The following is a 23,891-nucleotide window of genomic DNA, read 5'->3' on the forward strand; positions in this document are numbered from 1 at the left end:
GGGTGTACGCCGTGTTCACAGGTCGCGGAGCTCCTCCACGGCGGGGCGGTGGCTGCCGCGGACGCCGTTGAGGGCCGCGGCCAGGATGGCGGCGAGGGCGGCTGCTCCGGTGAGCGCCAGGTAGGCACCGGGGATCGACAGGGCGGCGGGTGGCGGGTCGAAGACGCCGGTCAGGACCTTGACCAGCATCTCCGACAGGGCCCAGCCGATGAGGGCGCCTCCGGCCAGGCCACAGAAGGCCAGCAGCAGGGCCTCGGAGAGGACCATGCCGCGCAGGTGACGCGGTCGCGCCCCGAGGACGGTGGCGATGGCGAAGGTGCGGCGGCGTTCGGCGAGTCCGAGGGCGAGGACCAGGCCGCCGGCTCCGGCGGCGAGCAGGACGGCGAAGGCGAGCTCGATACGGGTGAGGCCGGCCAGGTCGACGGAGGTCAGGCTGGTGCCGACGGTGCCGCGGGTCCGGGTGAGGTCGGTGACGGTGGCCCGGGTACCGAGCTGCTTGCGCAGATGGGCGGCGATCTGCTGCTGGTTCGTGCCACCGGTGTCGAGGAGGAAGGCGCCGACCGAGTCGTCGCCGGTGGCCTTGGCGATGTAGGAGGCGTTGGCGACGAAGAAGCTGTCCTTGGGGGCGGTGGGGAACTCCTTGGCGATGCCCGCGTAGTGGAAGGGGACCGTGCGCAGGGACTTGGTGCGGGCGTCCTGGACGCGCAGGTTGACGGTGTCGCCGGGGGAGAGCTGGAAGTCGTTGACGGTCTCGACGCTGACGAGGAGGTTGTCCGGGCGCTGGGCGAGGCGGCGCATCAGCTGGTCTGCGCTGCCGCCGGCGAAATAGGCGTCCTGGAGCGAGGTGGCCTTGGCGACCCTGTCCGGTCGGACGCCGTAGAGGTCCTGCAGGTCGGAGCCGACGTAGGCGAAGCGGTGCTGGAGGGGTTCGACGTGCCGTACGCCGGAGATCTTCAGCGCTGCTCCGGCAGCGGGCGGGACTTGGGCCCCCGGGGGTTCGGTGACGGTGACGTCGGCGCCGTTGGTCAGCCGGGCGTCGGCCTCGGCCTGCTGGTGGTAGGTGGCGTTGAAGACGGCGGTGGAGATCGCGAAGGAGACGGCGAGGGCGAGCAGGACCACCGACCGGGCGAATGGGCGGCGGCGCCGGGCCAGGACGGCCGCGGTGGTGCCGGCCAGGGTCGCGGTCAGCGGCCTGACCAGCCGGGCCAGGGCGGGTCGGCCGTGGGTGAGGGCGAGCAGGGTGAGGCGCCACAGCAGCAGGGCCGCGCCGATCCACAGCAGAGCGGGGCCGAGGAAGGCCCAGTACGACACGGAGATGCTGGGGACGCCCTCGGGCGCGAGGACGAGCGCGTACTGGTTGCCGGAGGAGGCGCGGAAGATGAGCCACGAGCCGATCAGGAGGGCGAAGTCCAGGCCGTAGCGCATCCACCAGGGCGATCGGGAGCGTCGTACGTCCTCCTGCTTGCGGGTGTCGGCGACGGTGACCGTGCGCAGGTCCCGCAGGGCGGGGACGAGGACCGCACCCGCGGCCACGGCGGCTCCCAGCAGGAAGGCGACGGCGTACCAGACGGACCAGGTTCGCGCGCTCGCCCCGAAGGAGGCCGTGCCGAAGGCGAGACGCCCGGTGAGGGCGGCGAGGCCCAGCCCGGCCAGACCTCCCACGAGGCCGATCAGGGCGGCCTCCAGGGCGGCGAGTGCGGTGATCTGCCGCGGCCGCAGCCCGCGCAGCCGAAGCAGCCCCTGTTCCTGGCGGCGCCGTTCGCCGCCGGCCGAGGCGACCGCCGCCGTCAGCGCGGCGGCCAGCACGGCACCCGGCACACCGAGGAAGAGGAAGAGGATCTGGGCGTACAGGGCGTCCTGGCGGGCCGAGTCGAGCGCCGCGCCGACGTTGTTGCCGACCAGGGCCGTGCCGGCGGAGCGGGCTTCGAGGTTGTGGGCGGCGCCGGTGACGGCGGAGTACGCGGAGGCCGGGTCGGAGGGCAGCCGGCTGTTGTCCCGAGCGGCGTGGATCTGGGTGGTGACGCCGGTGGCGCCGTGAGTGAGGGCGGCGAACCGGGCGGCGGGCAGCAGGACGACGTTGTCCGGGGGCGCGGTCGGCTGGGACTGGCTCGGGGCGCCGACGGTCTGGAAGAGGGAGTCGGCCTGCGGCAGGTCGACCACACCGTCCACCTTCACCTGCCGCAGACCGGCGCCGGGAAACCGGACACCGATGGTGTCGCCCGGGGCCGCGTGCAGGTTGGACGCGGTCTGCTGGGCCAGCAGGACACCGGTGGACGAGCCGGAGAGCGTGCGCAGGGCGTCGGGGAAGCGGGCGCGGTAGCCGTCGGGCAGGCCGAGGGCCATGCCGGGGCCGGTGGTCTGGGTGCTGCCCTGCTCGCGGGCGGTGAAGCCGCTGGTGTGCGCGAAGCCGACGGGCAGGGCGGCGCGGGTGCCCGGAGCACCGGCGACCAGGGACAGGACGGAATGCGGGTCGGCACCGGGCTGTACCTGGACCTGCCAGTCCACGGAGACCGAGCGTACGGCGCGCTGGGTCATGGTCGCCTTCGACGCGGTGAGGAAGGAGCCGAGCGCGGCGACCAGGGCGACCGCGAGCGCGATGCCGGTCAGGGCGGCCAGCAGCCGTCCGGTGCGGTGGCGGGCCAGGCCACTCGCCCATGTGGTGATCACGACACTTCCTCGGGTGTGAGCAGTCGTCCGTCGCGCATGCCGCGGCGGATGGCGAGCCGGGCGGCGACGGCGGGGTCGTGGGTCGTGACGACGAGGGCCGCGCCGGTGTGGTCGGCGGCCGTCAACAGGGCGTCCAGGACGCGGGTGCCGGTGGCGTGGTCGAGGCGCCCGGTGGGTTCGTCGGCAAGGATCAGACGCGGCGCCTGGGCCAGCACCCGGGCGGCGGCCACCCGCTGGGCCTGGCCGCCGGAGATCTCCTCGGGGAGCCGGTCGGCCAGATCGGCGGCGTCCACCAGGGCGAGTGCCGCGAGCGCGCACACTCGCGCCTCGCCCTCCGGACGATCGGTGAGGACCAGGGGCAGCGCGGTGTTCTCCGCCACGTTCAGGGCTGGTATCAGGCTGTCGCCCTGGAAGACCAGACCGATGTCGTACGGCCCGAGCGAGTCGGCCCGGGTGACGGTGCCGCTGGTGGGCTGTTCGAGCCCGGCGAGCAGGTGCAGCAGCGAGCTCTTGCCCGACCCCGAGGGGCCGACGACCGCGAGCCGGTCCCCGGCCCGGATCTCCAGGTCGGCCCCGTGCACGGCCACGATCGCCTGAGGCCCCCGGCCGAAGGTCAGGGCCGCGTCCGCGCAGCTGACAAGTACCTCATCCGACTGCATCGGGTGCCTCCTCGTGGTCCTGCCGCCGCGCGTCGGTGGCCTTCCCATCCGTCAGGGTGATCACCCGGTCCGCGATGCGGACAGCCTCTCGGCTGTGCGTGACGATCAGCACCGCGCACCCCTCCGCGGCCCGCTCCCGCAACATCGCCAGGACCAACTGCTCTGTCTCGCCGTCGAGTTCCCCGGTCGGTTCGTCGGCGAGCAGGACGGCGGGCGAGTTGGCCAGCGCGACGGCGAGCCCGGCCCGCGCCAGCTCTCCGCCGGACAACTGGCGCGGCAGGGCGTGCGCCCGGTCGGCGAGCCCCACCCGGGCCAGCAGTTCCCCGGCCGGGACGGAGGCCCTGCGGCCCCGCGCCCGCTGCGGCAGCCGGACGTTGTCCCGCACGCTGAGGTGCGGCAGCAGGTTGCGGGACTGGAGCAGGACGCCGATGTGGCGGGCCCGCAGCCGGGCCCGCTCGGTCTCGGGCCGATGGCTGATCCGTACGCCGTCGACGTGGACCTCGCCGCCGGATGGCTCGTCGAGTCCGGCCAGACAGGCCAGGAGGGTCGACTTGCCGGCCCCGGACGGGCCCACGACCGCGACCGTCTCACCGCGCCGCACCCTCAGGGACACCCCGCGCAGCGCGAGCGTCTCCTCCTCCCCGGCCCGGTAGAAGCGGTAGAGCTCGCGGGCCGTCAGGACGTCGCCGGCGGCGCCGCCGGTCCGTGTGCCGCCGGACATGAGGCACTCACCGCCAGGTGAAGGAGTCGCTGACGGTGCGCCACGGGTCGACGTTGTCGGCCTTGACCGGCCCCGACAGGGTCAGGTCCACCTCGTGCCCCGCGCGGTAGAACGCGTACCGCTCGAAAGCGTCCCGCACCACCTTGCCGGTGACCGGGTCCTTCACCGAGTCGCCCTGATAGGTCAGCAGGACCACCCGGCCGGCGTGCCGCGTCACCTCACCTACCTTGGGCGAGGCGAACTTCGGTACCTGGCTGCGGAGTCGGGGTACGACGGTGTCGGTGACCGAGCGGACCGTGGGTGCGGCGGAGGCGGACACCGCGGTGATCTTGACGGTGTTGAGCTTGTCGGTGAACGCGGTGGTGCCGCCTTGGCTGGTGCGGGCCCAGCCTTCGGGCACCTTCAGGGTGAAGCCCGTGAAGGGACCGCCGCTCGGATGGAAGGAGACGTACACCTGGTTGTCGGGGATGTCGCCGGGCGGGTTGGACTCGGTGGGCGCCGGCGCCGGCTTGTTCCGTCCGCTCACGGTGGTCGCACCGGCCGCGGGGCCACCGGAGCCGGCGTGCGACCCGGAACCGGAACCCGAACTGGAACAGCCTGCGGTCACCGCCGCCACGAGGGTGAGCCCGACCACCGCGTACGTCCTTGTGTGTGCTGCCATGGCCACTGTCCTCCAGGGGGTCCTCGGACCGGACGGTCATGGCACCGACGCTAGGAGGCCGCCGGTTAGCGCCCCGCTCGCCGAGGGTTAGCCGACGGCAAAACCGTGTGGCGCAGCGCATCCGCTCAGGTGGACGGTCCGCATGATGAGGGCATGAGACAGCGCGTGGTGCGAGTCGCCCTGACCGCCGCCCTGGTCGCCGTCGTCCTCCTCGCCGTCCCTCTGGCCCTGGCGATCAGGTCGTCCCTGTACGCCGACCAGCGCGACACCCTGGAACGGGCGGCCCTGACCGCGGCCGTACATGTGAGCCCGGACTTCGTGACGGGCGACCCGGTGGAGCTGCCCGCGCCCCCGTCCGGCGGGCGTCTGGGCCTGTACGACCCTCGATTGCGGCTGCGCGCGGGCAACGGCCCCCGGTCCGGCGACACCCCGGTCCGGCAGAGCCTTGGCGGAGAGGTGGTACGGGGCCGGGCCGGCCCGGACCTGGTGGTGGTCGTGCCCGTCTCCCACGCGGAGAAGGTGATCGGCGTCGTACGGGTCTCGTCTCCCGCCGCTGCCGTACGGAACCGGATCGCCGTCGCCTGGCTGCTGCTGCTCGGCGTGGCCGCGGTCGCGCTTACCGTCGCTGTCCTTGTCGCCCGCCGTCAGGCCCGGGTGCTGGCCGCGCCGCTGGAGGGCCTCTCCCGCCAGTGCCGGGCGGTGACCGAAGGCGACCTGAGCGTACGGGCCGCCCGGAGCGGCGTCGCCGAGATCGACCAGGTCGCCCGCACCCACAACGAGATGCTGCACAGTCTTTCGAAACTCCTGCGCCGCGAACGCGACTTCACAGCCAACGCCTCCCACCAGCTGCGCACCCCGCTCACCGGCCTGCAACTCGCCCTGGAGGCGGGTCTCGCCCAGGACGACGACGCCCGGCTGCGGCCCGTGCTGGCCGAGGCGCTGGCCACCACGCAACGCCTGCACCACACAGTGGAAGAGGTGCTGCGCCTGTCCCGCTCCGGAGAGAGCGCTCGCACCACGGCCGGGACGGTCGCCGTACGACAGCTGCTGCGGGAGACGGAGGAACGGTGGCACGGCCTCTTCGCCCAGGACGGCAGACGCCTGGAGTGCGCCACCCTGGAGACCCAGGGCGACATCCGGGTTCCGGGCGCGTCCGTCTCGGAGGTGCTCGGCATCCTGCTGGACAACGCCCGGGTGCATGGGCGCGGCACGGTCCGCGTGGCCGTTCGGGACCTGGAGGATGCCCTCGCCTTCGATGTGAGCGACGAGGGCACCGTGACGGGCGAGTACTCCAGGCTCTTCGACCGCGGGCGCACCGGCGACGGGGAGGGAACGGGCATTGGCCTGGCCCTCGCCCGTGACCTGGCCGTCTCGCTCGGCGGCAGGCTCTCCCTGACCAACCGACAACCGGCCACCTTCACCCTGCTCCTTCCCGTCGAGCAGGGCGAGACACGGAGGGCAGGGGCACCGGGGTGAGACGGGCCGCGTACAGCGAGGGGAGGCCGGCCGGCGAGGCGTACGGCCGTGGGTCGGAACGCGGTGTCGGGCCGCCCGGGTGGCTCTCACCCGGGCGGCCCTGTGCGGGGCGGGGGTCAGCCGGTCGGTCCCGCCGGGGTGGTGGTGGTCTTGAGGCCCTCGGTCTTGTTGGCCTTGAGGGCGAACTCGTTGGTGAACGTCTTGCCGAGGTCCACCGAGCCCTTCACGTTGCCGACGAGTCGCTCCGTGGCCAGTGAGGTCTTCGGGCCGCCGGCCGGCATGATGCCGTCGGGGAGGAACTGGCCCTTGTCCGCGGTCAGGGCGGAGACGTAGTCGGCCTTGGTCACCAGCTGGTTCGACACGAACGACGCCGGCAGCTTGTTCGCGATGTCGGCCGCGCTGTGGGTGTTGATCCAGTGCATCGTGGCGACGAGTGCGTCGACGACCTTCTGCACCGTGGCCTTGTGGGAGTTCACCCAGTCGGTGCGGGCGAGCACGCCGGCGGCGGGGTAGGCGCCGCCCATGGCCGCCGTGGCGCCCTGCGTGGTGGCCAGGTCGATCGCGGAGGTGCCGACGCCCTTCTTCAGGATCGCGGCGACCGTCGGCTGGGTCGTCATCACACAGTCGACCTTGCCGTTCTGCAGGGCGGCGATGGCGGTGGAGCCCGATCCGACCTGGATCCGGTGGAACTGGCTGGTCTTGACGCCCTTCTTGGCGGCGAGGACCTGGGTGAGTGTGTCGGTGCCCGAGCCCAGATCGGTGACGCCGAGGGTCTTGCCCTTGAGGTCGGCGCCCGAGGTGACGCCCGACTTCTTGGTGCACATCTCCCGCTCGCCCGGTGCGCCGGAGAGCTGGACGACGTCCTCGACCGCCTTGCCCTTCGCCTGGAACTCGATCGCGTGGTTGTACCAGGCGCCCGCCATGTCCACCTGCCCCGAGGCCATGGCCGCCTCGGCGCCGACACCCCCGTCCTGCTCGGTGCTGAGCTGGACGTCGACGCCGTACTTCTTGTAGAAGCCGAGGTTCTGGGCGAGCTGGTAGGGCAGGTAGATCTGCTTGTCTATGCCGCCGACCATGAGCTTGACGGTCGGTGTGCCGCCGGAGCCGCCGCTCGCGGCGCCGCTGCCGGAGTTGCCGGAACAGGCGCTTACCGCGCCGAGGGTGAGAACGGCGAGGACGGACGCGGCAACGGTGGCGGGTCGTCTGGACATGGCAGGCCACATTCCTTCGGTGAGGTGGAACAGGGAAGAACGGGGGAGGGGGCGGAGGGGAGGCGGCGGGTCAGAGGGCGTTGGACGCCTCGGAGGGGGCCGGCGGGCGCCAGGCCAGCAGCCGGTGTTCAAGCTTGCCGATCACCCACTCGGCGCCGAGCACGATGACCGAGATGACGAGCATCGTGGCGAACACGCCGTTGGGGTCGAAGTTGTTCTGCGCGGTCTTGATGACCAGGCCCAGGCCGCTCTGCGCGCCGAGCACCTCGCCGACCAGCGCGCCGACGATGGCGAAACCGAAGGCGCTGTGCAGGCTGGCGATGATCCAGGTGAGCGCGGAGGGCACGGTGACGTGCCGGATGATCTGCGATGGGGAGGCGCCGAGCACCTTGGCGTTGGCGAGGATGTTGCGGTCGACCTCGCGCACGCCCTGGAAGGCGTTGAAGAAGACGATGAAGAACACCAGCACCGCGGCGAGCAGGATCTTCGGCAGCACACCGATGCCGAACGCGACGATGAAGATCGAGCCGAGGACGATCCGCGGGATCGCGTTGACCATCTTGATGTAGGGGCCGAGGACGTCGGCGAGGAAGCGGCTCTGGCCCAGCGCGACCCCGAAGACCACTCCGGTGACGGCCCCGAGGGCGAAGCCGACCAGCGCCTCCTGGATCGTCGTCCAGATGTTCGCGTAGAAGGACCCGAACTCGGTGCCGTCTTGGAAGAGTTCGGCCAGCCGTTCGGCGATGCCCGAGGGCTGCCCGAAGAAGAACGGGTCGACGATCCCCCAGGTGGTGAACGCCTGCCAGCCGCCGATGACGAGGACCGCGAGGCCGATCCGGCCCGCCCACACCAGGGCGACGCGGCGCCGGCGAGCGCGTTTGGCGGCAGCTCCGGCCGAGAGCTGTGCGTCGCCCTCGACGGGCGCCGGGGAAACAGCGGACGTCGTGCTCATGCCGTACCTCCTGCGGTGCGTGCGTAGGCGCGCTCCACCTCCTCGCGCAGCGAGTCCCAGATCCGGTGCTGGAGTTCGATGAAGCGGGGCTGGAAGCGGATCTCCTGGACCGAGCCGCGCGGGCGCGGCAGGTCGATGTCGAAGACCGCCTTGACCGACCCGGGACTGGACGTCATGACGACGACCCGGTCGGCGAGCGCCACGGCCTCGTCGAGGTCGTGGGTGATGAAGATGACCGACGGCCGGATCTGCTCCCACAGGCCGAGCAGTTCGGTCGACATGATCGCCTTGGTCTGCACGTCCAGGGCACCGAACGGCTCGTCCATGATCAGGATCCGGGGTTCGTTGATCAGCGCGGCGGCCATCGCCACCCGCTTGCGCATACCGCCGGAGAGCTGGTGCGGATAGCGGTCCTCGAACCCCGTGAGGCCCACCCGGCGCAGCCAGTCGCGCGCCGAGTCCTGGGCCTGCCGCTTGGGCACCCCGCGAAAGACGGGGCCCATCAGGACGTTGCCGAGCACGGTCTTCCACGGCAGCAGGGCGTCGGCCTGGAACATGAAGCTGACGCCGTCGGTGACGCCGTCCACCTCACGGCCGCCGACCCTGACCGAGCCCTCGCTGGGGCGGTCGAGCCCGGACACCATGCCCAGCGTCGTCGACTTGCCGCATCCGGTCGGGCCCACCACCGCGCAGAACTGGCCGGGCTCCACGGTGAACGAGACATCCCGCAGCGCCGTGAACACCTCGCCGGCCGGCGTCAGAAACCGTTTGGTGAGCCCGGAGATCTCGACTCGCGCGCTGTCCTGACCGGCTTTCCCGGCGACCGGACTCACCGGGGCGCCGCTTCGAGAAGGCATCTGGGGCCGTCTCCTTCCTAACCTCGGGGGTCGAACCTCGGGGGTCGAGGAAGGCAGACGCTAGAGGCGGCCGAGTGTTACGTCGCTGTTTCGTCCGTATCCCGCGTTAGCCGTGTTAGCCGGACTTCTGCTCGTTCTGCTCAGCGATCCGGGGCTGGGCAGAAGGCCGGTGCCGGGGGCACAATCACGCCACCACGGGTACGGCACAGGAGCCGGGCCCGGCAGCCGTACGACAGGCGAGAGACACCGGTGAAACCCATCCGTATGCTGGTCGGCCGTGGCGCGAAGGGGCGGCTCTCCGCACGGATCCTGGCCAACCAGCTGGTCATCCTGGCGCTGACCGGGCTGATCGGTTTCGTGCTGTTCGCCTTCGCGCAGCGGGCCGAGATCGACCGTACCTACGAGCAGCGGGCGCTCGACATCGCGCGGAACACCGCCGCCGAACCGCAGATCCGGCACGCCATGCAGTACGGGGGCGGCGGCGACGTGGTGCAGACCGTGGCCGAACGGATCCGCAAGGCGTCGGGCGCGTCGTACGTCGTCGTGCTCGACCTGCGCGGTATCCGCCACTCCCACCCCCACCCGGCGCTGATCGGCGACCCGACGGGCGATGCGATCGTGGTGCTGGACGGCAGGCCCCACGTCGGCACCGACGAGGGCGCGACCGGGCGTTCCGCCAACGGCAAGGCTCCGCTGTACGGGCCCACCGGCAAGCTGGTCGGCGAGGTGTCCGCGGGCATCCCCGAGCACTATGTGCTGGGCGAGTTGTGGCGCGAGCTGCCCACCTTCGGCCTGTACAGCGCCATCGCCGTCGCGCTCGGCTCGGCGGCCGCGTTCTGGCTGGCCAGGCGGCTCAAGCGGACGACGTTCGGGCTGGAACTGGAGGAGATCGCCGGGCTGTTGCAGGACCGCGAGGCGATGCTGCACGGCATCCGTGAGGGGGTCGTCGCCTTCGACCCCGACGGCAGGATCACGGTCGTCAACGACGAGGCACGCGACCTGCTCGGCCTCGGCACCGCGCTCGGCAGCACGCTGGAGGAGGTGCTGGCGGACGGACGGTTGCGCCGCGCCCTGGACGGCACCCTGAGCGGCAGCGACATCAGCGTGCTCACCGACGACCACTGCCTGGTCGTCAACCGGATGCCGGTGGCCCTGCACGGCCGTGAACTGGGCGCCGTGGTCACCGTGCGCGACCGCACCGAGCTCATCGGGCTGCTGCGCGAACTGGACTCGGTGCGCGGGCTGACCGACGCGCTGCGCGCCCAGCAGCACGAGTTCACCAACCGGATGCACACGGTGGCCGGGCTGCTGGACATCGGCGACCACGCCGCCGCCTACGAGTTCGCCGTCGAGACGGCCGGCGCCGAGCAGGCGCTGACCGAGTCGGTGCGCGAACGGATCGGCAACCCGCTGCTCGTGGGACTGATCGTCGCCAAGATCACGGTGGCCGCGGAACGCGGGGTGGGGATCGTCCTCAGCGACGACTCCGCCCTGAGCGAGAACCCGCCGCACCTGCGCCGGCTGCTCACCATCGTCGGCAACCTGCTCGACAACGCGATCGACGCGTCGGCGACCGGACCGGCGCGGCCCGGCGGTCCCGAGGTGCGGCTGTCGCTGATCGAGGCCGTCGACGCGGTGCGGGTGGAGGTGGCCGACACCGGGCCGGGCATCCCGCCGGGCTCCGCCGAGTCGATCTTCGAGGACGGCTGGTCGACCCGGCCGGACCGGGGCACCGCCCGGCGCGGCCTCGGACTCGCCCTCGTCCACCGGCTGGTGCAGCGGCACGGCGGCACGATCACGGTCGGCGAAGGGCCGGGCGCGGTCTTCACCCTGACGCTGCCCGTGCCCGACACCGCCCCGGCCGCGCGGGGCGCCCTGTTCACGACGGCTCTGCCGGTGCCGGTCGGCGCGCGGGGCGCCGGCGCGGGAGGCGACCGCTGGTGATCCGGATCCTGGTGGTGGACGACGACTTCCGGGTCAGCCGCATCCACTGCGACTACGCGTCCCGCGTCAAGGGCTTCGAGGTGGTCGGCCAGGCGGCGACCGTGGTCGCGGCGCTGGACGCGGTACGCGACCTCCACCCGGACCTGCTGCTGCTCGACGTCTTCCTGCCGGACGGCAGCGGACTCGACGTGCTGCGCCGGCTGAGCGGAGACGAGGGCGGCGACCGTCCCGACGCCATCATGATCACCGCCGACCGGGACATCACCTCGGTGCGCACCGCGATGAAACTCGGCGCCGTCGGCTACCTGGTCAAGCCCTTCGGCGCACCCGATCTCGCCGAGCGGCTCAGCGCCTACCGCGAGCTCCAGCACCGTATGGACGCCCTGGGCACGGCCCCCGAGACCGAACAGGCCGATGTGGACGCCCTGTTCAGCGCCGCCCGCCCGCCGGCCGTGCCGCGCGTCCCCGCCAAGGGCCACTCCGCGCCGACGCTCGCCCTCCTGCACCAGACCCTGCGCACCGCGCGCGACGCCCTGTCGGCCGCGGAAGCCGCCGAACGCACGGGGGTCTCCCGCGCCACGGCCCAGCGCTATCTGTCCTACCTGGTCAAGGAGGGCATGGTCCGGCTCGAACTGCGCTACGGAGCCACCGGACGCCCCGAGCACCGCTACCGCGCCGCGCACTGACCGGGCCGCGGCGGAAGTCCGAGAGCGGCGAAGGAACGCATGTACCGCGCGGCACAGGAAACACGACCTGCGAAAGTACCGAGCGGAAGGGATGCGGGCTGGTGAAGGATCTGCTGGGAGGGTTCCGGAGCTTCGTGCTGCGCGGGAACGTCGTCGATCTGGCGGTCGGCATCGTGATCGGTGCCGCGTTCACCGCCGTCGTCAGCGGATTCGTGAAGGCGTTCCTCACGCCGATCGTCGGCCTGGCCGCCGGAGCGACGGGCGACTTCAGCCACAAGGCCTTCACGGTCGGCGGGACGTCCTTCCCCTACGGAGGCTTCATCGACGCGACGATCAGCTTCCTGCTCGTCTCCTGCGCCGTGTACTTCCTCGTCGTGCTGCCCATCAACAAGCTGCACCAGCGCTTCGCACCGCACCAGGACGTCCAGGCGGACAAGCGTGACTGCCCGCAGTGCCTCAACCCCGTCCCCGCCAGGGCGCGCCGGTGCGGTTTCTGCACCAGCGGCCTGGAACCGGTGGACGGCACGGCGCCCGGCGACGAGGAGCGCGTCCGGGTCTGAGGGGCGGCGGCTCGGGGCCGCTCAGGGCCGCGAGCCACCGCCGCCGCGGTTCAGTAGGTCACGCCGACGTGCGCCAGGGCCTGCTTCAGCAGTACCCCGTGCCCGCCCGGCATCTCGCTCTGCAGGGCCAGTGAGGCGGCCTCCTGCGGGGTGAACCAGACCAGGTCAAGCGCGTCCTGCCGGGGACGGCAGTCACCGGCCACCGGCACCACGTAGGCCAGGGACACCGCGTGTTGCCGCGGGTCGTGGTACGGCGTGATCCCCGCGGTGGGGAAGTACTCGGCGACCGTGAAGGGCTGGAGGGAGGCGGGGACGCGGGGGAGGGCCACCGGGCCGAGGTCCTTCTCCAGGTGGCGCAGCAGCGCGTCGCGGACCCGCTCGTGGTGCAGGACGCGGCCGGAGACCAGGGTCCGGCTGACCGTGCCGTCCGGGCCGATGCGCAACAGCAGGCCGATACTGGTGACTTCGCCGCTGTCGTCCACGCGCACGGGCACGGCCTCGACGTACAGGATCGGCATCCGGGCCCTGGCCATCTCCAGTTCGTCCGTGGTCAGCCAGCCGGGCGTGGTCTCGGTGATGTCAGACATTGCTTGATCATACTTTCCGGGTGGGTGGCCCGCTGGGTTCACGGGCTGCGTCGGATACGGGCGGTCCGTACAGTCGGCGGGCGTTGTCGCGGCCCGTCCAGGTTCCGATCCGCAGGGCGTCGGCCAGGCTCAGTTCGTCGGCGTCCACCCGGGCCTGGAGCAGGTCGGCGAGCCCCTGCCGGAAGGACAGCGCGCCCAGGTGGTGGAACTCGGCCACACCATAGGCGTCCGAGCTGTACAGCAGTTTGCGGAACGGGGTGATCTCCAGGGCCTCCTCCAGCACCGCCCGGCAGCGGGCCGGGCCGGTGTAGTGCAGGGCGAGCCCCACGTCCAGGTACACCTGCGGGAACACCGTGGCCAGATAGGCGGCCTGGCGGTGGTAGGGCCAGCAGTGCAGCAGGAGTACCGGCACGGTGCCGGCCGTCAGGTGCAGCCAGTCGGTGAGCAGGGCCGGGTCCGCGCGGTGCAGCCGTACGTCGGCGTCGCCGAAGCCGGTGTGCAGCTGGAGGGGCAGACCCAGGTCGACGGCGGTCCACAGCAGGTGCCGCACCAGGACGGGGTCGGTGAGCCGGCCGCCCGGTGCAAGCCCGCGGGCGGCCTCGGTCACCTCGGCGTCCGTGGGAGGCGTGGGGTCCAGGGCGAATCCGGTGCGATAGGCGGCGATCGACTTCACGGCCACCACCCCCGGCCGGCGGACGGCCTCGTGCGCGGCCCGGCGGAACTCGGCCGCGTACTCGTCCGCCTCCACCCCCCGCGCGGCCACCGCCTCGGCCAGCTGCTCCAGCCGTACGACCTCACAGGCGGCGGACCCGGCCGAGCGGGCCAGCTCGGCGGGTGTGGTCACCGGGCGCGGGGCGTAGCCGGTGTCCACGCAGAACATCTCCGCGCCGGCCGCCGTCAGGAAGCGGCGGTTGACCTCCTGCCAGCCGAGCGCCGAGCGGCGGGCCAGATAGTCGGCCGGCGGCGCGTGCCGGGGCAGGCCCAGCAGGGGCGCGCAGTGGCGGCGTACGGCCACGCCGACCGGGCTGTCGAACGGCGAGACGCCGGGCCAGGCCTCGCCCTCGGTGATGAGGGACTCGAACGCGTCGGCGGCGAGATCGGCCGTCACGGCGCCATGGCAGTGGTGGTCCACCAAAGGCAGCTCGGCGAGAGCCTCGTGGACCGGTCCCCGGGTGCCGGCCATCGCTTCAGTACTTCCAGCGGTAGGCCGCCGCCACCTGGGCGTCGTCGAGGTCGGCCACGGCGGCCGCCTCCCCGAGGCGTACGGCGCTCACGGCGTCCGCGAGGACCGGCCCCAGCGCGTCCCGCAGCACCCGGTCCGCCCGGAACTCCGCCACGGCGAGGGGCAGCGACTGCGGCAGCCGTCGTACGCCGAGGGCCGCCGCCTCCTCGGGGCCGTAGCGGGCCGGGTCGCCGGTGATCTCCTCGGGCAGCGTGCGGGACGCCGTGATGCCGTCGAGACCCGCGGCGATCACACAGCCGAGGGCCAGATACGGGTTGGCGGCCAGGTCGACCGGTTTGACCTCCATGTTGGCGTCCCTTTCCTGGCGGCCCGCCATGCCCGTGATCATCCGCAGCGCCGCCTCGCGGGTCTCGCGGCCCCAGCCGGTGAACACGCCCGCCCAGCGGGAGGGCCTGAGCCGCAGATGACTGGCCGGGCTGGGCGCGGTGACCGCCGTCAGCGCGGGGAGGTGGGCGAGCACCCCGGCCGCGAAGGCCTCCGCGTCCGCCGTCATGCCGTACCGGCCCTCGCCGCCCGCGTGCAGGTTCGCTCCGCCGCGCCAGCAGGACAGGTGCAGATGGCCGCCGTTGCCGACGCTCTCGGCGGACACTGCGGGCGCGAACGACACCCGTAGGCCGTGCCGCTGCGCCACCGCCCGGATCGTCTGGCGCACCAGGACGCTGCGGTCGGCCGCCGCCACCGGGTCCAGCGCGCCCACCGAGACCTCGAACTGACCGGCCGCGTACTCGGGGTGGAGCTGGTCGACGTCCACGTCCTGCGCGGCGAACGCGGCCAGCAGGTCGGCGGTGTAGTCGCTCAGCTCGATCTGCCGGATCGCGCCGTACGCCGGTCCGCGGGCCGCCGGGACGAACTCCCCGGCGGGTGCCGAGGCGAGCCCGACCGCCCACTCGATCTCGACGGCGGCCTTGAAGGCGAGGCCGTGCCGCTCGGCGGCGCCGGTCACCGTCCGGCGCAGGAAGGTGCGGGAGCAGCCGGGGTGCGGGGCGCCCTCCTGGGTGATCCGGTCCACCGGTGCCCACGCCCAGCCCGGCTGTCCGGCCAGCGCCACCAGCCGGTCGAGATCGGGGTAGAGCCTGAGGTCGCCGTCCGGGGAGCCGAGGACGTCGGTGGTGACGATCGAGTCGTCGGCGAGGAAGGTGTCGAACACCGGGGACATGCCCACGCCCCAGGCCACGGCGGCCTCCAGCCGGGCCGTCGGGATCGTCTTGACCCGGCCGACGCCGGCGGTGTCGACGTAGGCGAGGACGATGCCGCGTACGCCCCGCGCGGCCAGGGCGGCGCCGAGTGTGGCGGCCCGGCGCACCTCGCCGCGCCGCCCGCCGGGCACGGGGTCGGCGAAAGTCGTCATACGTCCTCCTCGGCGGCCTCACGGCTCGGCGGCGCGTGCGGGCGGGGTCAGCGTTTCACGGCCACCGCGCCGAACTGCGGCACCGCGGCGGCCGCCGGCTCCGCACGCCACTGCGAGCACGGCACCAGGCCGGGCTCGACCAGGTCGAGACCGTCGAGGAACCCGGCGATCTCCGTCCGGCCGCGGGCGGTGATCGGCGGGGTGGCGTTGGCGTTCCAGAACTCCATCGCGGCGGCGTTGCCCTCGCCGCCCACGTCGGGGTCGTGGGTGGGATGGGTGAGCACGAGGTGGCTGCCGGAGGGGACCGCCGCCATCAGCCGCCGCACGACGCGGCGGGCCTCGCCGGTGTCCGGCACGAAGTTCAGGATGCCCAGCAGCATCACCGCGACCGGTCGGTCCAGGTCCAGGGTCGCGCCGGCCCCCCGCACGATGGCGTCCGGGTCGCGCACGTCGGCGTCGAGGTAGTCCGTGACGCCCTCGGGCGAGCTGGTGAGCAGCGAACGGGCGTGCACGAGCACGATCGGGTCGTTGTCGACGTACACGACCCGCGACTCGGGGGCGATCCGCTGCGCGATCTCATGGGTGTTCTCCACGGTGGGCAGGCCGGTGCCGATGTCGAGGAACTGCCGGATCCCGCGTTCGCCGGCCAGGAAGGCGACCGCACGCGCCAGGAACTCCCGGTCCGCGCGGGCCACCGCCCGGATCACCGGGAACATCCCCGCGACATGCTCGCCGACCCGCTGGTCGACCTCGTAGTGGTCCTTGCCGCCGATCCAGTAGTTCCACACCCGGGCGTTGTGCGCCACGGACGTGTTCAGCCGGGCCGCGCCGGCCGTCACGGGTCGCCCTTCGGTCACGTCGCCGTCCCTCTCGCGTGCGGTGCCACGTCGTCATTGTGCCGCCCGGTGATCGCGCTGTCCCGGGAAACGCGCACCATGGGCGGTTCGGGGCGCCTTCGGGACGTTCCGCCGGCCTGGACGGCACGGGGGTCAGGGTGGAAGAACGTGCCCACCTCGGCGTGGGTGCGGGCTACCAGGGTCACGCCGCCCGCCGCGGATCGTGGGCGTCGGCCTGCGCGTACCGGGTCACGCCCCCGGGGTGCCGAGCGGTAGCGCGCTCGCGTGGGTCCCCGACACGCGCCCGTTTCTCCGCTCGGCCGGTCCCGGGCGTCATTGCGGGGCGTGCGAGCAGCGGTCCGGCACGATCACGCGGCGCGGCGGAGGCAGTCTTCGGCCACCTCCTTGTCCAGTGCGGACCGCACCAACGCGGCGGCCAGCACGGCCGGTTCGGCGTCCCCGGCCAGCTCGGTCAGCCGCTCCGGATTCTTCGGCAGGCCCAGCCGCTCCGCCCCGGACAGCGCCTTGGCGTCCAGACAGGGGGCGATGTCCGGCCAGACGCGTTGCGCCTCGCGCAGGAAGATGTCGGCGCCGGCCGGGCCGATACCGGGCTGCTCCCGCAGCAGGCGGCCGAGTTCACCGGTGTCGCCATCAGCCTGCGCGTGCAGCCGCCGCAGGTCGCCGCCCCAGCGTTCCAGCAACAGCCGGGCGCCGTCGCCGAGTTGGGTGGCCGTGCGTTCGTCGTAGCGGCGGTAGCCGCCGCGGCCCAGCGCGTCCACCCGCCGCTGCCAGTCGGCGTCGGCCATGCGGCGCGGGCTGTCGAGATGGTCCTCGTGCAGGGCCCGGGCGGCGGCCACCGCGACGGAGGCCCGGATCCGGGCGCTCAGCAGCAGGGAGAGCACGAGCAGCCGGTACAGCGGCTGCGGGGTGTCCTTCAGGAGGATGCCCGCCTCCTCCGCGTACGTCCGCCCGTGCTCGGACACCAGCTCGCGCACGACACGTTCGTCACGGGTCACGGCCGCACTACGGCTTGAGCGGGTCGTGGCCCAGCGTCATCAGCCGGTGCCGGCGGTGGGTGTCCTGCGGCGTCGTCTCGCGCTCGGGTTCGTTCTCCGGGTCCGCGAGGTCTTCCACCGTGTCGACGACCTCGTACATCACCCGGATGTCGTCGTCGGTGAGGTCGGTGCGCCGCTTCTGGAGGATCGCGAGGACGTGCTGCCCGGTCGGCGAACCCGCCTGGTCGGGCAGGGCCTCGGCCTCCTCGGTGGCGTCCTGGACCCGGAGCCAGGCCGCCAGTTCCGCGGAGGTCATGTTCACCGCGCGGTGGAAGTCCTCCCACAGCGTGTCGAGTTCGAGGGCGTCGGCCATGGGTGTCTCCTTTCCGTCCGTACGGTGGTCAGCCGGCGTCGCGCGTCTGGTTCTCGGCCTCGAACATCCAGCGCTGCTTCTCCAGGTCGGCCGTGATGGAGATCAGCAGGTCCTGGGTGACCGGGTCCGCCTTCTCCGTGGCCTCGATCCGCTCGCGCAGCCGCGTCACCGCCGTGTGAAGCGTCGACACCATCAGCTCCACCACCTCGGTGTCACGCAGCCAGCCGTCCTTGGTGCCGGGCAGCGCGAAGGTCGAGGCGATCGTCTCCGGGCGGCCGTCCGGAGACACGCCCAGCGCGGCGGCGCGTTCGGCGACCGTGTCCGAGTGGGCGCGGGCCGCCGCCACCACCTCGTCCAGCTGGAGGTGGATCGACCGGAAGCGCGGCCCGACGATGTTCCAGTGCGCCTGCTTGCCGACCAGCGACAGGCCGAGCAGGTCCACCAGGGTGTCCTGCAGGGCCGTTCCGGTGATGCCGAGGGCCTTCTCGGGCAGCGTGCTCTTGATCACGGTCATGGTGCGCGCGTCCCCTTTCGTCCGTGGTCTGCGGTCATGTCCGAAAGGGCGGGTGCCCCACGTCGGCGCGGCGCAAACAGGCCTGCTCAGCGGCGCCGTACCGGACGCGGGGCGCCGAGGGGAGGGTCGGGCGCCGCCGGGTGGGCGCGCCGTGGATCAGCGCGGCGGCGCCAGCGCGGGGACATGGTCCAGGAAGCGGACCAGCTCGGCGAGAACCCGCTCGCGGTCCGTCTCGTGGAACACCTCGTGCCGGGCGCCCGGGAAGATCCGCTCGGTCAGCCGTCCCCCGGCGAGCCGCTCCACCCCGGGCCGGCTCCCCGCCAGCGGCACCAGCCGGTCGTCCTCCCCGTGCAGCCACAACAGGGGCAGCGGGCCCACGTCACCGCACCGCTCGACGGTCTCCAGGGTGCGGACGAACGCCTGGAGCGTCGGCCGCTTCATCGGGCCGTGCCAGACCAGCGGGTCGGCGGCGTACGCGGCGCCCACGGCCGGGTCGCGGGAGAGCGAGGACGGGCTGACGGGGGTGTCCGGGATCTCGTCGAGGGCCAGCAGCCGTACCGGCAGCTCCCACGAGCCGATCACCGGACCGGACAGCACCAGGGCGCTCAGTTCCGGGCCGTACCGCTGGGCGTAGCGGGCCGCGATCAGTCCGCCCATGGAGTGGCCGACCAGCACCAGCGGCAGGCCGGGGTGGGCGGCCCGGGCCAGGTCGGCCACCGCGTGCACATCGGTGACCACGTCCTCGAAGTCCTCGATCACCACCCGTTCGCCGGCCGACCTGCCGTGTCCCATGTGGTCGGGCGCGTACACCGCTGCGCCGTGGCCGGTGAGCACGGCGGCCGGCTCCTCGTAGCGGCCCGCGTGCTCGCCGTAGCCGTGCACGAGGAGGGCGAGGTAGCGGGGGGCCGGGTGCGGCCACTCGCGCACGGCGACCGTGCCGAGGGTGCCGCCGACGACGTGCTCGCGGACGTGGGGCATGTCTCCTCCAACTGCGCTGTCGAGGTTCGGGAGGATCTTCCCAGCGGGCCGGTCCACGGTCTATAGTCCAAAACTAGCAGTGCTAATTAATCTTCTCGTCGAGCACCGCCGAACGCGGTGCTCAGCTGATCCACAGCGTCGTAGGTCAGGAGTCCCAGCCGTGCGTCCCGTCCACTTCGCGGCCGCCCGCCGCACCCCCATCGGCAAGTTGCGCGGCGCCCTGTCCGCCGTCCGGCCCGACGACCTGGCGGCCACCGTGATCCGCCGTCTGGTCGCCGACGTCCCCGCCCTCGACCCCGCCCGGATCGACGACGTCTACTGGGGCGCGGCCAACCAGGCCGGCGAGGACAACCGCAACGTCGCCCGCATGGCCGCCCTGCTCGCCGGGCTACCCGAGTCGGTGCCCGGCGCCACGGTGAACCGGCTGTGCGCCTCCGGTCTGGAAGCGGTCACCGCCGCCGCGCGGACGATCGCCGCGGGCGAGGCCGACATCGTGATCGCGGGCGGCTCCGAGTCGATGAGCCGCGCCCCCTTCGTCCTGCCCCGCCCCGACGAGGCACTGCCGCCGCGCATCGAGACGTACGACACCCGGCTCGGCTGGCGGCTGGTCAACCCCGCCATGAAGGACCTGCACGGCCTGCTCTCCATGGGCGAGACCGCCGAAGAGGTCGCCGGGCGCTACGGCGTCTCCCGGGAGCGCCAGGACGAGTTCGCCCTGCGCAGCCATCAACGCGCCGCCGCCGCCCGCAAGGACGGCCACTTCGACGACGAACTCCTGCCCGTCGAGCGCCCGGACGGCATCGTGGTCCGGCAGGACGAGTGCGTCCGCGAGGACACCTCGCTGGAGAAGCTGTCCCGGCTCAAGCCGGTCTTCCGCCCGGGTGGCACGGTCACCGCGGGCAACGCCTCGCCGATGAACGACGGCGCGGCCGGTCTGCTGCTGGTCGGCGAGGAGGCCCTGCACGAGCTGGGGCTGGAGTCACTGGGCCGCTATGTCGCCGGCGCCTCGGCCGGCGTCCACCCCGACGTGATGGGCATCGGCCCGGTACCCGCCACCCGCAAGGCCCTCGCCCGGGCCGGCTGGGGGATCGACGACCTCCAAGAGGCCGAGTTCAACGAGGCGTTCGCCGCACAGGCGCTCGCCTGCGTCGACCAGCTCGGCATCGACCCCGACCTGGTGAACCCCACCGGCGGAGCCATCGCGCTGGGCCACCCCCTCGGCTGCTCCGGCGCCCGCATCCTCACCACGCTGCTGCACCGCATGCGCCGCACGGGCGCGGCACGGGGCCTGGCCACCATGTGCGTGGGCGTGGGCCAGGGCAGCGCGCTGCTGGTCGAGAGGCCCTGACGAGCCACCCGGCAACCAGCAACGGGGGCTCCCCGACAGGGGATTCGGTACACGAGCCGCAGCAAGGAAACGGAGCACCACTCCATGGCAACCCTGTCCGTCGCCGCCATCCTCGCCGAGAACGCCCGGCGCCGCCCCGACAAGACGGCCCTCGTCGAAGGCGAACTGCGGCTCTCCTTCGCCCAGGTGTGGCGCGCGGCGCTCGCCCGGGCGGGGGCGCTCACCGGCCTCGGCGTACGGCCCGGCGACCGGGTCGCCCTCATGGCCCCCAACACCGCCGAGTTCCCGGTCGCCTACTACGCGATCGCCGCGACCGGCGCGGTCGTGGTCCCCGTGCACCTGCTGCTGTCGGCCGAGGAGGTCGAACACGTCCTCCGGGACAGCGGTGCCACGCTGCTGCTCGCACACCCCGCCCAGGCGGAGACCGGCCGGGCCGCCGCTGCCGCCGCCGGGGCCCGAGTCGTCGTCCTCGGCGAGGAGTTCGACAAGCTCGCGGCCGACGCCGAGCCGCTCGCCTCCTACGTCACCCGGGCCGCCGACGACCCCGCCGTGATCTTCTACACCAGCGGCACGACCGGCGTCCCCAAGGGCGCCGTGCTCAGCCACTTCAACCTGGTGATGAACGCGACCGTCAACGCCTTCGACGCCAACGACATCCGCGCCGACGACATCGCCCTCGGCGCGCTGCCGCTGTTCCACGCCTTCGGCCAGACCGTCTCCCTCAACTCCACCTGGCGGGCGGGCGCCACGCTCGTCCTGCTGCCCCGCTTCGACGCGGCCCGCGCCATCGAGCTGATGGTCGAGGAGGGCGTGAACACCTTCCACGGCGTGCCGACCATGTTCGTCGCCCTCGCCGCGGCGGCCGCCGACGCCGCCGCGCTGCCCGAGCTGCGGGTGTGCGTCTCGGGCGGGGCCTCGCTCCCCGTCGCCGTGCTGGAGCGGTTCGAGGCCGCGTTCGGGGCGAAGATCCACGAGGGGTACGGGCTGTCGGAGACCTCGCCGACGGCCACCGTCAACCAGCCCGTCTTCGGCACCAGGGCCGGCACCATCGGCCACCCGCTGTGGGGCATCGACGTGGAGATCGCCCGCGCCGAGGTCGAGGGGCGCGTCGAACTGCTGCCGGCCGGTGAGGTGGGCGAGGTCGTCATCCGCGGCCACAACGTCTTCTCCGGCTATCTCGGCCGCCCCGAGGCCACCGCCGAGGCGCTGGTGGACGGCTGGTTCCGCACCGGTGACCTCGGCACCAAGGACGACGACGGGTTCCTGCGGATCGTCGACCGCAAGAAGGACGTCATCATCCGGGGCGGCTACAACGTGTACCCGAGGGAGGTCGAGGAGGTCCTGATGCGCCACCCGGGCATCGCCCAGGTCGCCGTCATCGGCCTGCCTGACGAACTGCACGGCGAGGAGGTGTGCGCGGTCGTCGTACCCGCGCAGGGCGCCGCCCCCGACGCCGCCGCCCTCACCGAGTGGTCCAAGGAGCACCTGGGCAGGCACAAGTACCCGCGGCGCGTGGAGTTCACCGACACGCTGCCGCTCGGACCGAGCATGAAGGTGCTCAAGCGGGAGTTGCGGACGCGCTACACCGGCCGCCCGTGACCGAGAGGCCCCGACGGACCGAACGGCGAGACGGTGCCGCGCGGGCCGATGCGTGCGCATAGCATCGGCCTCCGCATGAACACGATGACGCTCTGGCACATATCCGGCTGGGAGTTCGCCGCGCTCGCCGCCGCGGCCCTGCTCGTCGGCTTCTCCAAGACCGCCGTGAGCGGGGCCAACACGGTCAGCCTCGCGATCTTCGCGGCGGTCCTGCCCGCCCGCGCCTCCACCGGCGTCCTGCTGCCCCTCCTGATCGCCGGCGACGTACTCGCCGTCCTCACCTACCGGCGGCACGCCCACTGGCCCACGCTGTGGCGGCTGTTCCCGGCCGTCGCGGCGGGAGTGGTGGCCGGCACGCTGTTCCTGGTGTGGGCCGACGACGGGATCGTACGGACCTCGATCGGGGCGATCCTGCTGCTGATGGCCGGCGTCACGCTGTGGCGGCGGCGCCGGGCCGAGGCGGCGGACGAACCGGACGCGGTGACCACCCGGGCCGGCCGGATGAAGGCCCGCTCGTACGGCGTCCTGGGCGGCTTCACGACCATGGTCGCGAACGCGGGCGGCCCGGTGATGTCGATGTACCTGCTCTCCGCCGGCTTCCGCAAGCTCGGCTTCCTCGGCACGTCCGCCTTCTTCTTCCTCGTCGTCAACGTGTCCAAGGTGCCCTTCAGCGCCGGGCTCGGCCTGATCGACGGCCACTCCCTGCTCCTGGACGCCGCGCTCGTGGTGTTCGTCGTGCCCGGGGCACTGTTCGGCAAGTGGGCGGTGCACCGGATCGACCAGCGGCTCTTCGAACGGCTCGTGATCGCCGCGACGGTCGTGGGCGGCGTACAGCTGCTGCTGCGGTAGCGCCGGCCGGCGCCACCGCGGACCTCAGCTTCCGCCGGGGTTCCTGCGCAACAGATACGTGTCCATGATCCAGCCCTTGCGTTCGCGCGCCTCCTCCCGAAGCCGCTCGATGCGCGGTGCCGCCTCGGCGATCGGACCGGAGTCCAGGATCTCGTCCGGGGTGCCGATATACGCCCCCCAGTAGATGTCGATGTCCTGGTCCGCGTAGCGCGTGAACGTCTGCTGGGCGTCCAGCATCACGACCACGTCCTCCACTCCGTCCGGGAAGCCCTCGGCCAGCCGCCGGCCCGTGGTGATCTGCACCGGGCGCGCCACCCGGTTCAGGCCCGTGCGGTGCCGTGCGGCCAGCGCGGAGACGCTGCTGATGCCGGGCACCACGTCGTAGTCGAACACCACCGTGCCGCGCTCCAGGATCTCCTGGAGGATGCCGAGCGTGCTGTCGTAGAGCGCCGGGTCCCCCCACACCAGGAAGGCGCCGGTGCCGTCCTCGCCCAGCTCCTCGCCGATCAGCCGCTCGTAGATCCCGGCGCGCGCGCTGCGCCAGTCCTCGACGGCCGAGGGGTACGCCGCCCCGCTCGTCCGCCGGTCGCGTTCGGGGTCCCGGGCCTCCACCACCCGATAGGAACCCTCGGGCAGATGCGCGTCCAGGATGTCCCGGCGCAGCCCGGTCAGATCGCTCTTCACCTCACCCTTGTCGAGCAGGAAGAACACGTCCGTGTTCCGCAGCGCCCGGACCGCCTGGAGGGTCAGCTGGTCGGGGTCGCCCGCACCGATACCGATGACATGAATCTTTCGCACGCCCCGAGTCTGCCGCACGCCCCCGGCGG

At 72.8% G+C, this 23,891-nt stretch carries 23 protein-coding genes; 7 read left to right on the top strand and 16 right to left on the bottom strand.

Features of this window, described 5'->3' with window-relative positions; translation table 11 throughout:
* Window positions 1-15 precede the first annotated feature (15 nt).
* The 4 genes from ACIBA9_RS00235 to ACIBA9_RS00250 are packed head-to-tail and all read right to left on the bottom strand — an operon-like array spanning window position 16 to window position 4,708.
* On the bottom strand, window positions 16-2,667 hold the full coding sequence (locus ACIBA9_RS00235) for an FtsX-like permease family protein (RefSeq protein ID WP_399359113.1): 2,652 nt from the start codon (window positions 2,665-2,667) through the stop codon (window positions 16-18).
* Window positions 2,664-3,326: an ABC transporter ATP-binding protein gene (locus tag ACIBA9_RS00240; protein WP_399359114.1), complete on the bottom strand. Its 663-nt coding sequence runs from the start codon at window positions 3,324-3,326 to the stop codon at window positions 2,664-2,666. The genes ACIBA9_RS00235 and ACIBA9_RS00240 overlap by 4 nt, the downstream gene beginning before the upstream one ends.
* Window positions 3,313-4,047, bottom strand: coding sequence for an ABC transporter ATP-binding protein (locus tag ACIBA9_RS00245; RefSeq protein ID WP_399359115.1), 735 nt, complete (start codon window positions 4,045-4,047; stop codon window positions 3,313-3,315). The genes ACIBA9_RS00240 and ACIBA9_RS00245 overlap by 14 nt, the downstream gene beginning before the upstream one ends.
* Before the next feature lie 7 nt (window positions 4,048-4,054).
* Entirely contained in the window at window positions 4,055-4,708 is a 654-nt protein-coding gene (locus ACIBA9_RS00250) for a hypothetical protein (RefSeq protein ID WP_399359116.1), read from the bottom strand.
* 153 nt (window positions 4,709-4,861) lie between these two features.
* Between ACIBA9_RS00250 and ACIBA9_RS00255 the strand changes: the two genes are divergently transcribed.
* A complete protein-coding gene (locus ACIBA9_RS00255; protein ID WP_399359117.1) occupies window positions 4,862-6,184 on the top strand; it encodes a sensor histidine kinase in 1,323 nt (440 codons plus the stop codon).
* 116 nt (window positions 6,185-6,300) lie between these two features.
* Here the strand turns inward: ACIBA9_RS00255 and ACIBA9_RS00260 are convergent, their stop codons facing one another.
* The 3 genes from ACIBA9_RS00260 to ACIBA9_RS00270 all read right to left on the bottom strand — a co-directional run bounded on the left by ACIBA9_RS00260 (window position 6,301) and on the right by ACIBA9_RS00270 (window position 9,204).
* Entirely contained in the window at window positions 6,301-7,395 is a 1,095-nt protein-coding gene (locus ACIBA9_RS00260) for an ABC transporter substrate-binding protein (protein ID WP_399359118.1), read from the bottom strand.
* 70 nt (window positions 7,396-7,465) lie between these two features.
* Window positions 7,466-8,347 carry an ABC transporter permease gene (locus ACIBA9_RS00265; RefSeq protein ID WP_399359119.1) on the bottom strand — a complete coding sequence of 294 codons (882 nt, stop codon included), beginning with the start codon at window positions 8,345-8,347 and terminating at the stop codon, window positions 7,466-7,468.
* Entirely contained in the window at window positions 8,344-9,204 is an 861-nt protein-coding gene (locus tag ACIBA9_RS00270; protein ID WP_399359120.1) for an ABC transporter ATP-binding protein, read from the bottom strand. The genes ACIBA9_RS00265 and ACIBA9_RS00270 overlap by 4 nt, the downstream gene beginning before the upstream one ends.
* A 249-nt stretch (window positions 9,205-9,453) precedes the next feature.
* Here ACIBA9_RS00270 and ACIBA9_RS00275 point away from each other — a divergent pair, with 249 nt between their 5' ends.
* The 3 genes from ACIBA9_RS00275 (at window position 9,454) to mscL (ending at window position 12,394) form a co-directional block, all read left to right on the top strand.
* Complete coding sequence (locus ACIBA9_RS00275; protein WP_399359121.1) at window positions 9,454-11,148, top strand: ATP-binding protein; 1,695 nt, start codon at window positions 9,454-9,456, stop codon at window positions 11,146-11,148.
* The gene (locus ACIBA9_RS00280) at window positions 11,145-11,834 is read left to right on the top strand and encodes a response regulator (RefSeq protein ID WP_362152081.1); all 690 of its coding nucleotides are present in this window, start codon (window positions 11,145-11,147) and stop codon (window positions 11,832-11,834) included. The genes ACIBA9_RS00275 and ACIBA9_RS00280 overlap by 4 nt, the downstream gene beginning before the upstream one ends.
* 110 nt (window positions 11,835-11,944) lie before the next feature.
* Window positions 11,945-12,394, top strand: coding sequence for a large conductance mechanosensitive channel protein MscL (mscL, locus tag ACIBA9_RS00285; RefSeq protein WP_399359975.1), 450 nt, complete (start codon window positions 11,945-11,947; stop codon window positions 12,392-12,394).
* Window positions 12,395-12,444: 50 nt separating this feature from the next.
* On the opposite strand, the gene ACIBA9_RS00290 is transcribed toward mscL, so the two are convergent.
* The 8 genes from ACIBA9_RS00290 to ACIBA9_RS00325 form a co-directional block, all read right to left on the bottom strand.
* On the bottom strand, window positions 12,445-12,981 hold the full coding sequence (locus ACIBA9_RS00290) for an NUDIX hydrolase family protein (RefSeq protein WP_393898811.1): 537 nt from the start codon (window positions 12,979-12,981) through the stop codon (window positions 12,445-12,447).
* Between the two features lie 7 nt (window positions 12,982-12,988).
* On the bottom strand, window positions 12,989-14,164 hold the full coding sequence (locus ACIBA9_RS00295) for an amidohydrolase family protein (protein WP_399359122.1): 1,176 nt from the start codon (window positions 14,162-14,164) through the stop codon (window positions 12,989-12,991).
* A 4-nt stretch (window positions 14,165-14,168) separates the two neighbouring features.
* Window positions 14,169-15,572: a glutamine synthetase gene (locus ACIBA9_RS00300; RefSeq protein ID WP_399359123.1), complete on the bottom strand. Its 1,404-nt coding sequence runs from the start codon at window positions 15,570-15,572 to the stop codon at window positions 14,169-14,171.
* A gap of 47 nt (window positions 15,573-15,619) precedes the next feature.
* Window positions 15,620-16,429 (bottom strand): SAM-dependent methyltransferase, encoded by an 810-nt coding sequence (locus tag ACIBA9_RS00305; RefSeq protein ID WP_399359124.1) that lies wholly within the window; start codon window positions 16,427-16,429, stop codon window positions 15,620-15,622.
* 347 nt (window positions 16,430-16,776) lie between these two features.
* Window positions 16,777-17,424, bottom strand: coding sequence for an endonuclease (locus tag ACIBA9_RS00310; protein WP_399359125.1), 648 nt, complete (start codon window positions 17,422-17,424; stop codon window positions 16,777-16,779).
* A gap of 7 nt (window positions 17,425-17,431) precedes the next feature.
* Window positions 17,432-17,776, bottom strand: coding sequence for a DUF3140 domain-containing protein (locus tag ACIBA9_RS00315; RefSeq protein ID WP_362152063.1), 345 nt, complete (start codon window positions 17,774-17,776; stop codon window positions 17,432-17,434).
* 28 nt (window positions 17,777-17,804) lie between these two features.
* Complete coding sequence (locus ACIBA9_RS00320; RefSeq protein ID WP_399359126.1) at window positions 17,805-18,290, bottom strand: Dps family protein; 486 nt, start codon at window positions 18,288-18,290, stop codon at window positions 17,805-17,807.
* A 156-nt stretch (window positions 18,291-18,446) separates the two neighbouring features.
* A complete protein-coding gene (locus tag ACIBA9_RS00325; protein ID WP_399359127.1) occupies window positions 18,447-19,268 on the bottom strand; it encodes a lysophospholipase in 822 nt (273 codons plus the stop codon).
* Between the two features lie 160 nt (window positions 19,269-19,428).
* On the opposite strand from ACIBA9_RS00325, the gene ACIBA9_RS00330 reads away from it, so the two are divergent.
* The 3 genes from ACIBA9_RS00330 (at window position 19,429) to ACIBA9_RS00340 (ending at window position 23,064) form a co-directional block, all read left to right on the top strand.
* Complete coding sequence (locus tag ACIBA9_RS00330; RefSeq protein ID WP_399359128.1) at window positions 19,429-20,616, top strand: thiolase family protein; 1,188 nt, start codon at window positions 19,429-19,431, stop codon at window positions 20,614-20,616.
* Between the two features lie 84 nt (window positions 20,617-20,700).
* Window positions 20,701-22,215, top strand: a complete 1,515-nt coding sequence (locus ACIBA9_RS00335) for a long-chain fatty acid--CoA ligase (protein ID WP_399359129.1) — start codon at window positions 20,701-20,703, stop codon at window positions 22,213-22,215.
* 75 nt (window positions 22,216-22,290) lie between these two features.
* Window positions 22,291-23,064, top strand: coding sequence for a sulfite exporter TauE/SafE family protein (locus tag ACIBA9_RS00340; protein WP_399359130.1), 774 nt, complete (start codon window positions 22,291-22,293; stop codon window positions 23,062-23,064).
* 24 nt (window positions 23,065-23,088) lie between these two features.
* Here the strand turns inward: ACIBA9_RS00340 and cobF are convergent, their stop codons facing one another.
* Window positions 23,089-23,862 carry a precorrin-6A synthase (deacetylating) gene (gene cobF, locus ACIBA9_RS00345; protein ID WP_399359131.1) on the bottom strand — a complete coding sequence of 258 codons (774 nt, stop codon included), beginning with the start codon at window positions 23,860-23,862 and terminating at the stop codon, window positions 23,089-23,091.
* Between the last annotated feature and the right edge of the window lie 29 nt (window positions 23,863-23,891).

It is taken from the genome of Streptomyces sp. NPDC051452 (assembly GCF_044454765.1).
Taxonomy (GTDB): domain Bacteria; phylum Actinomycetota; class Actinomycetes; order Streptomycetales; family Streptomycetaceae; genus Streptomyces.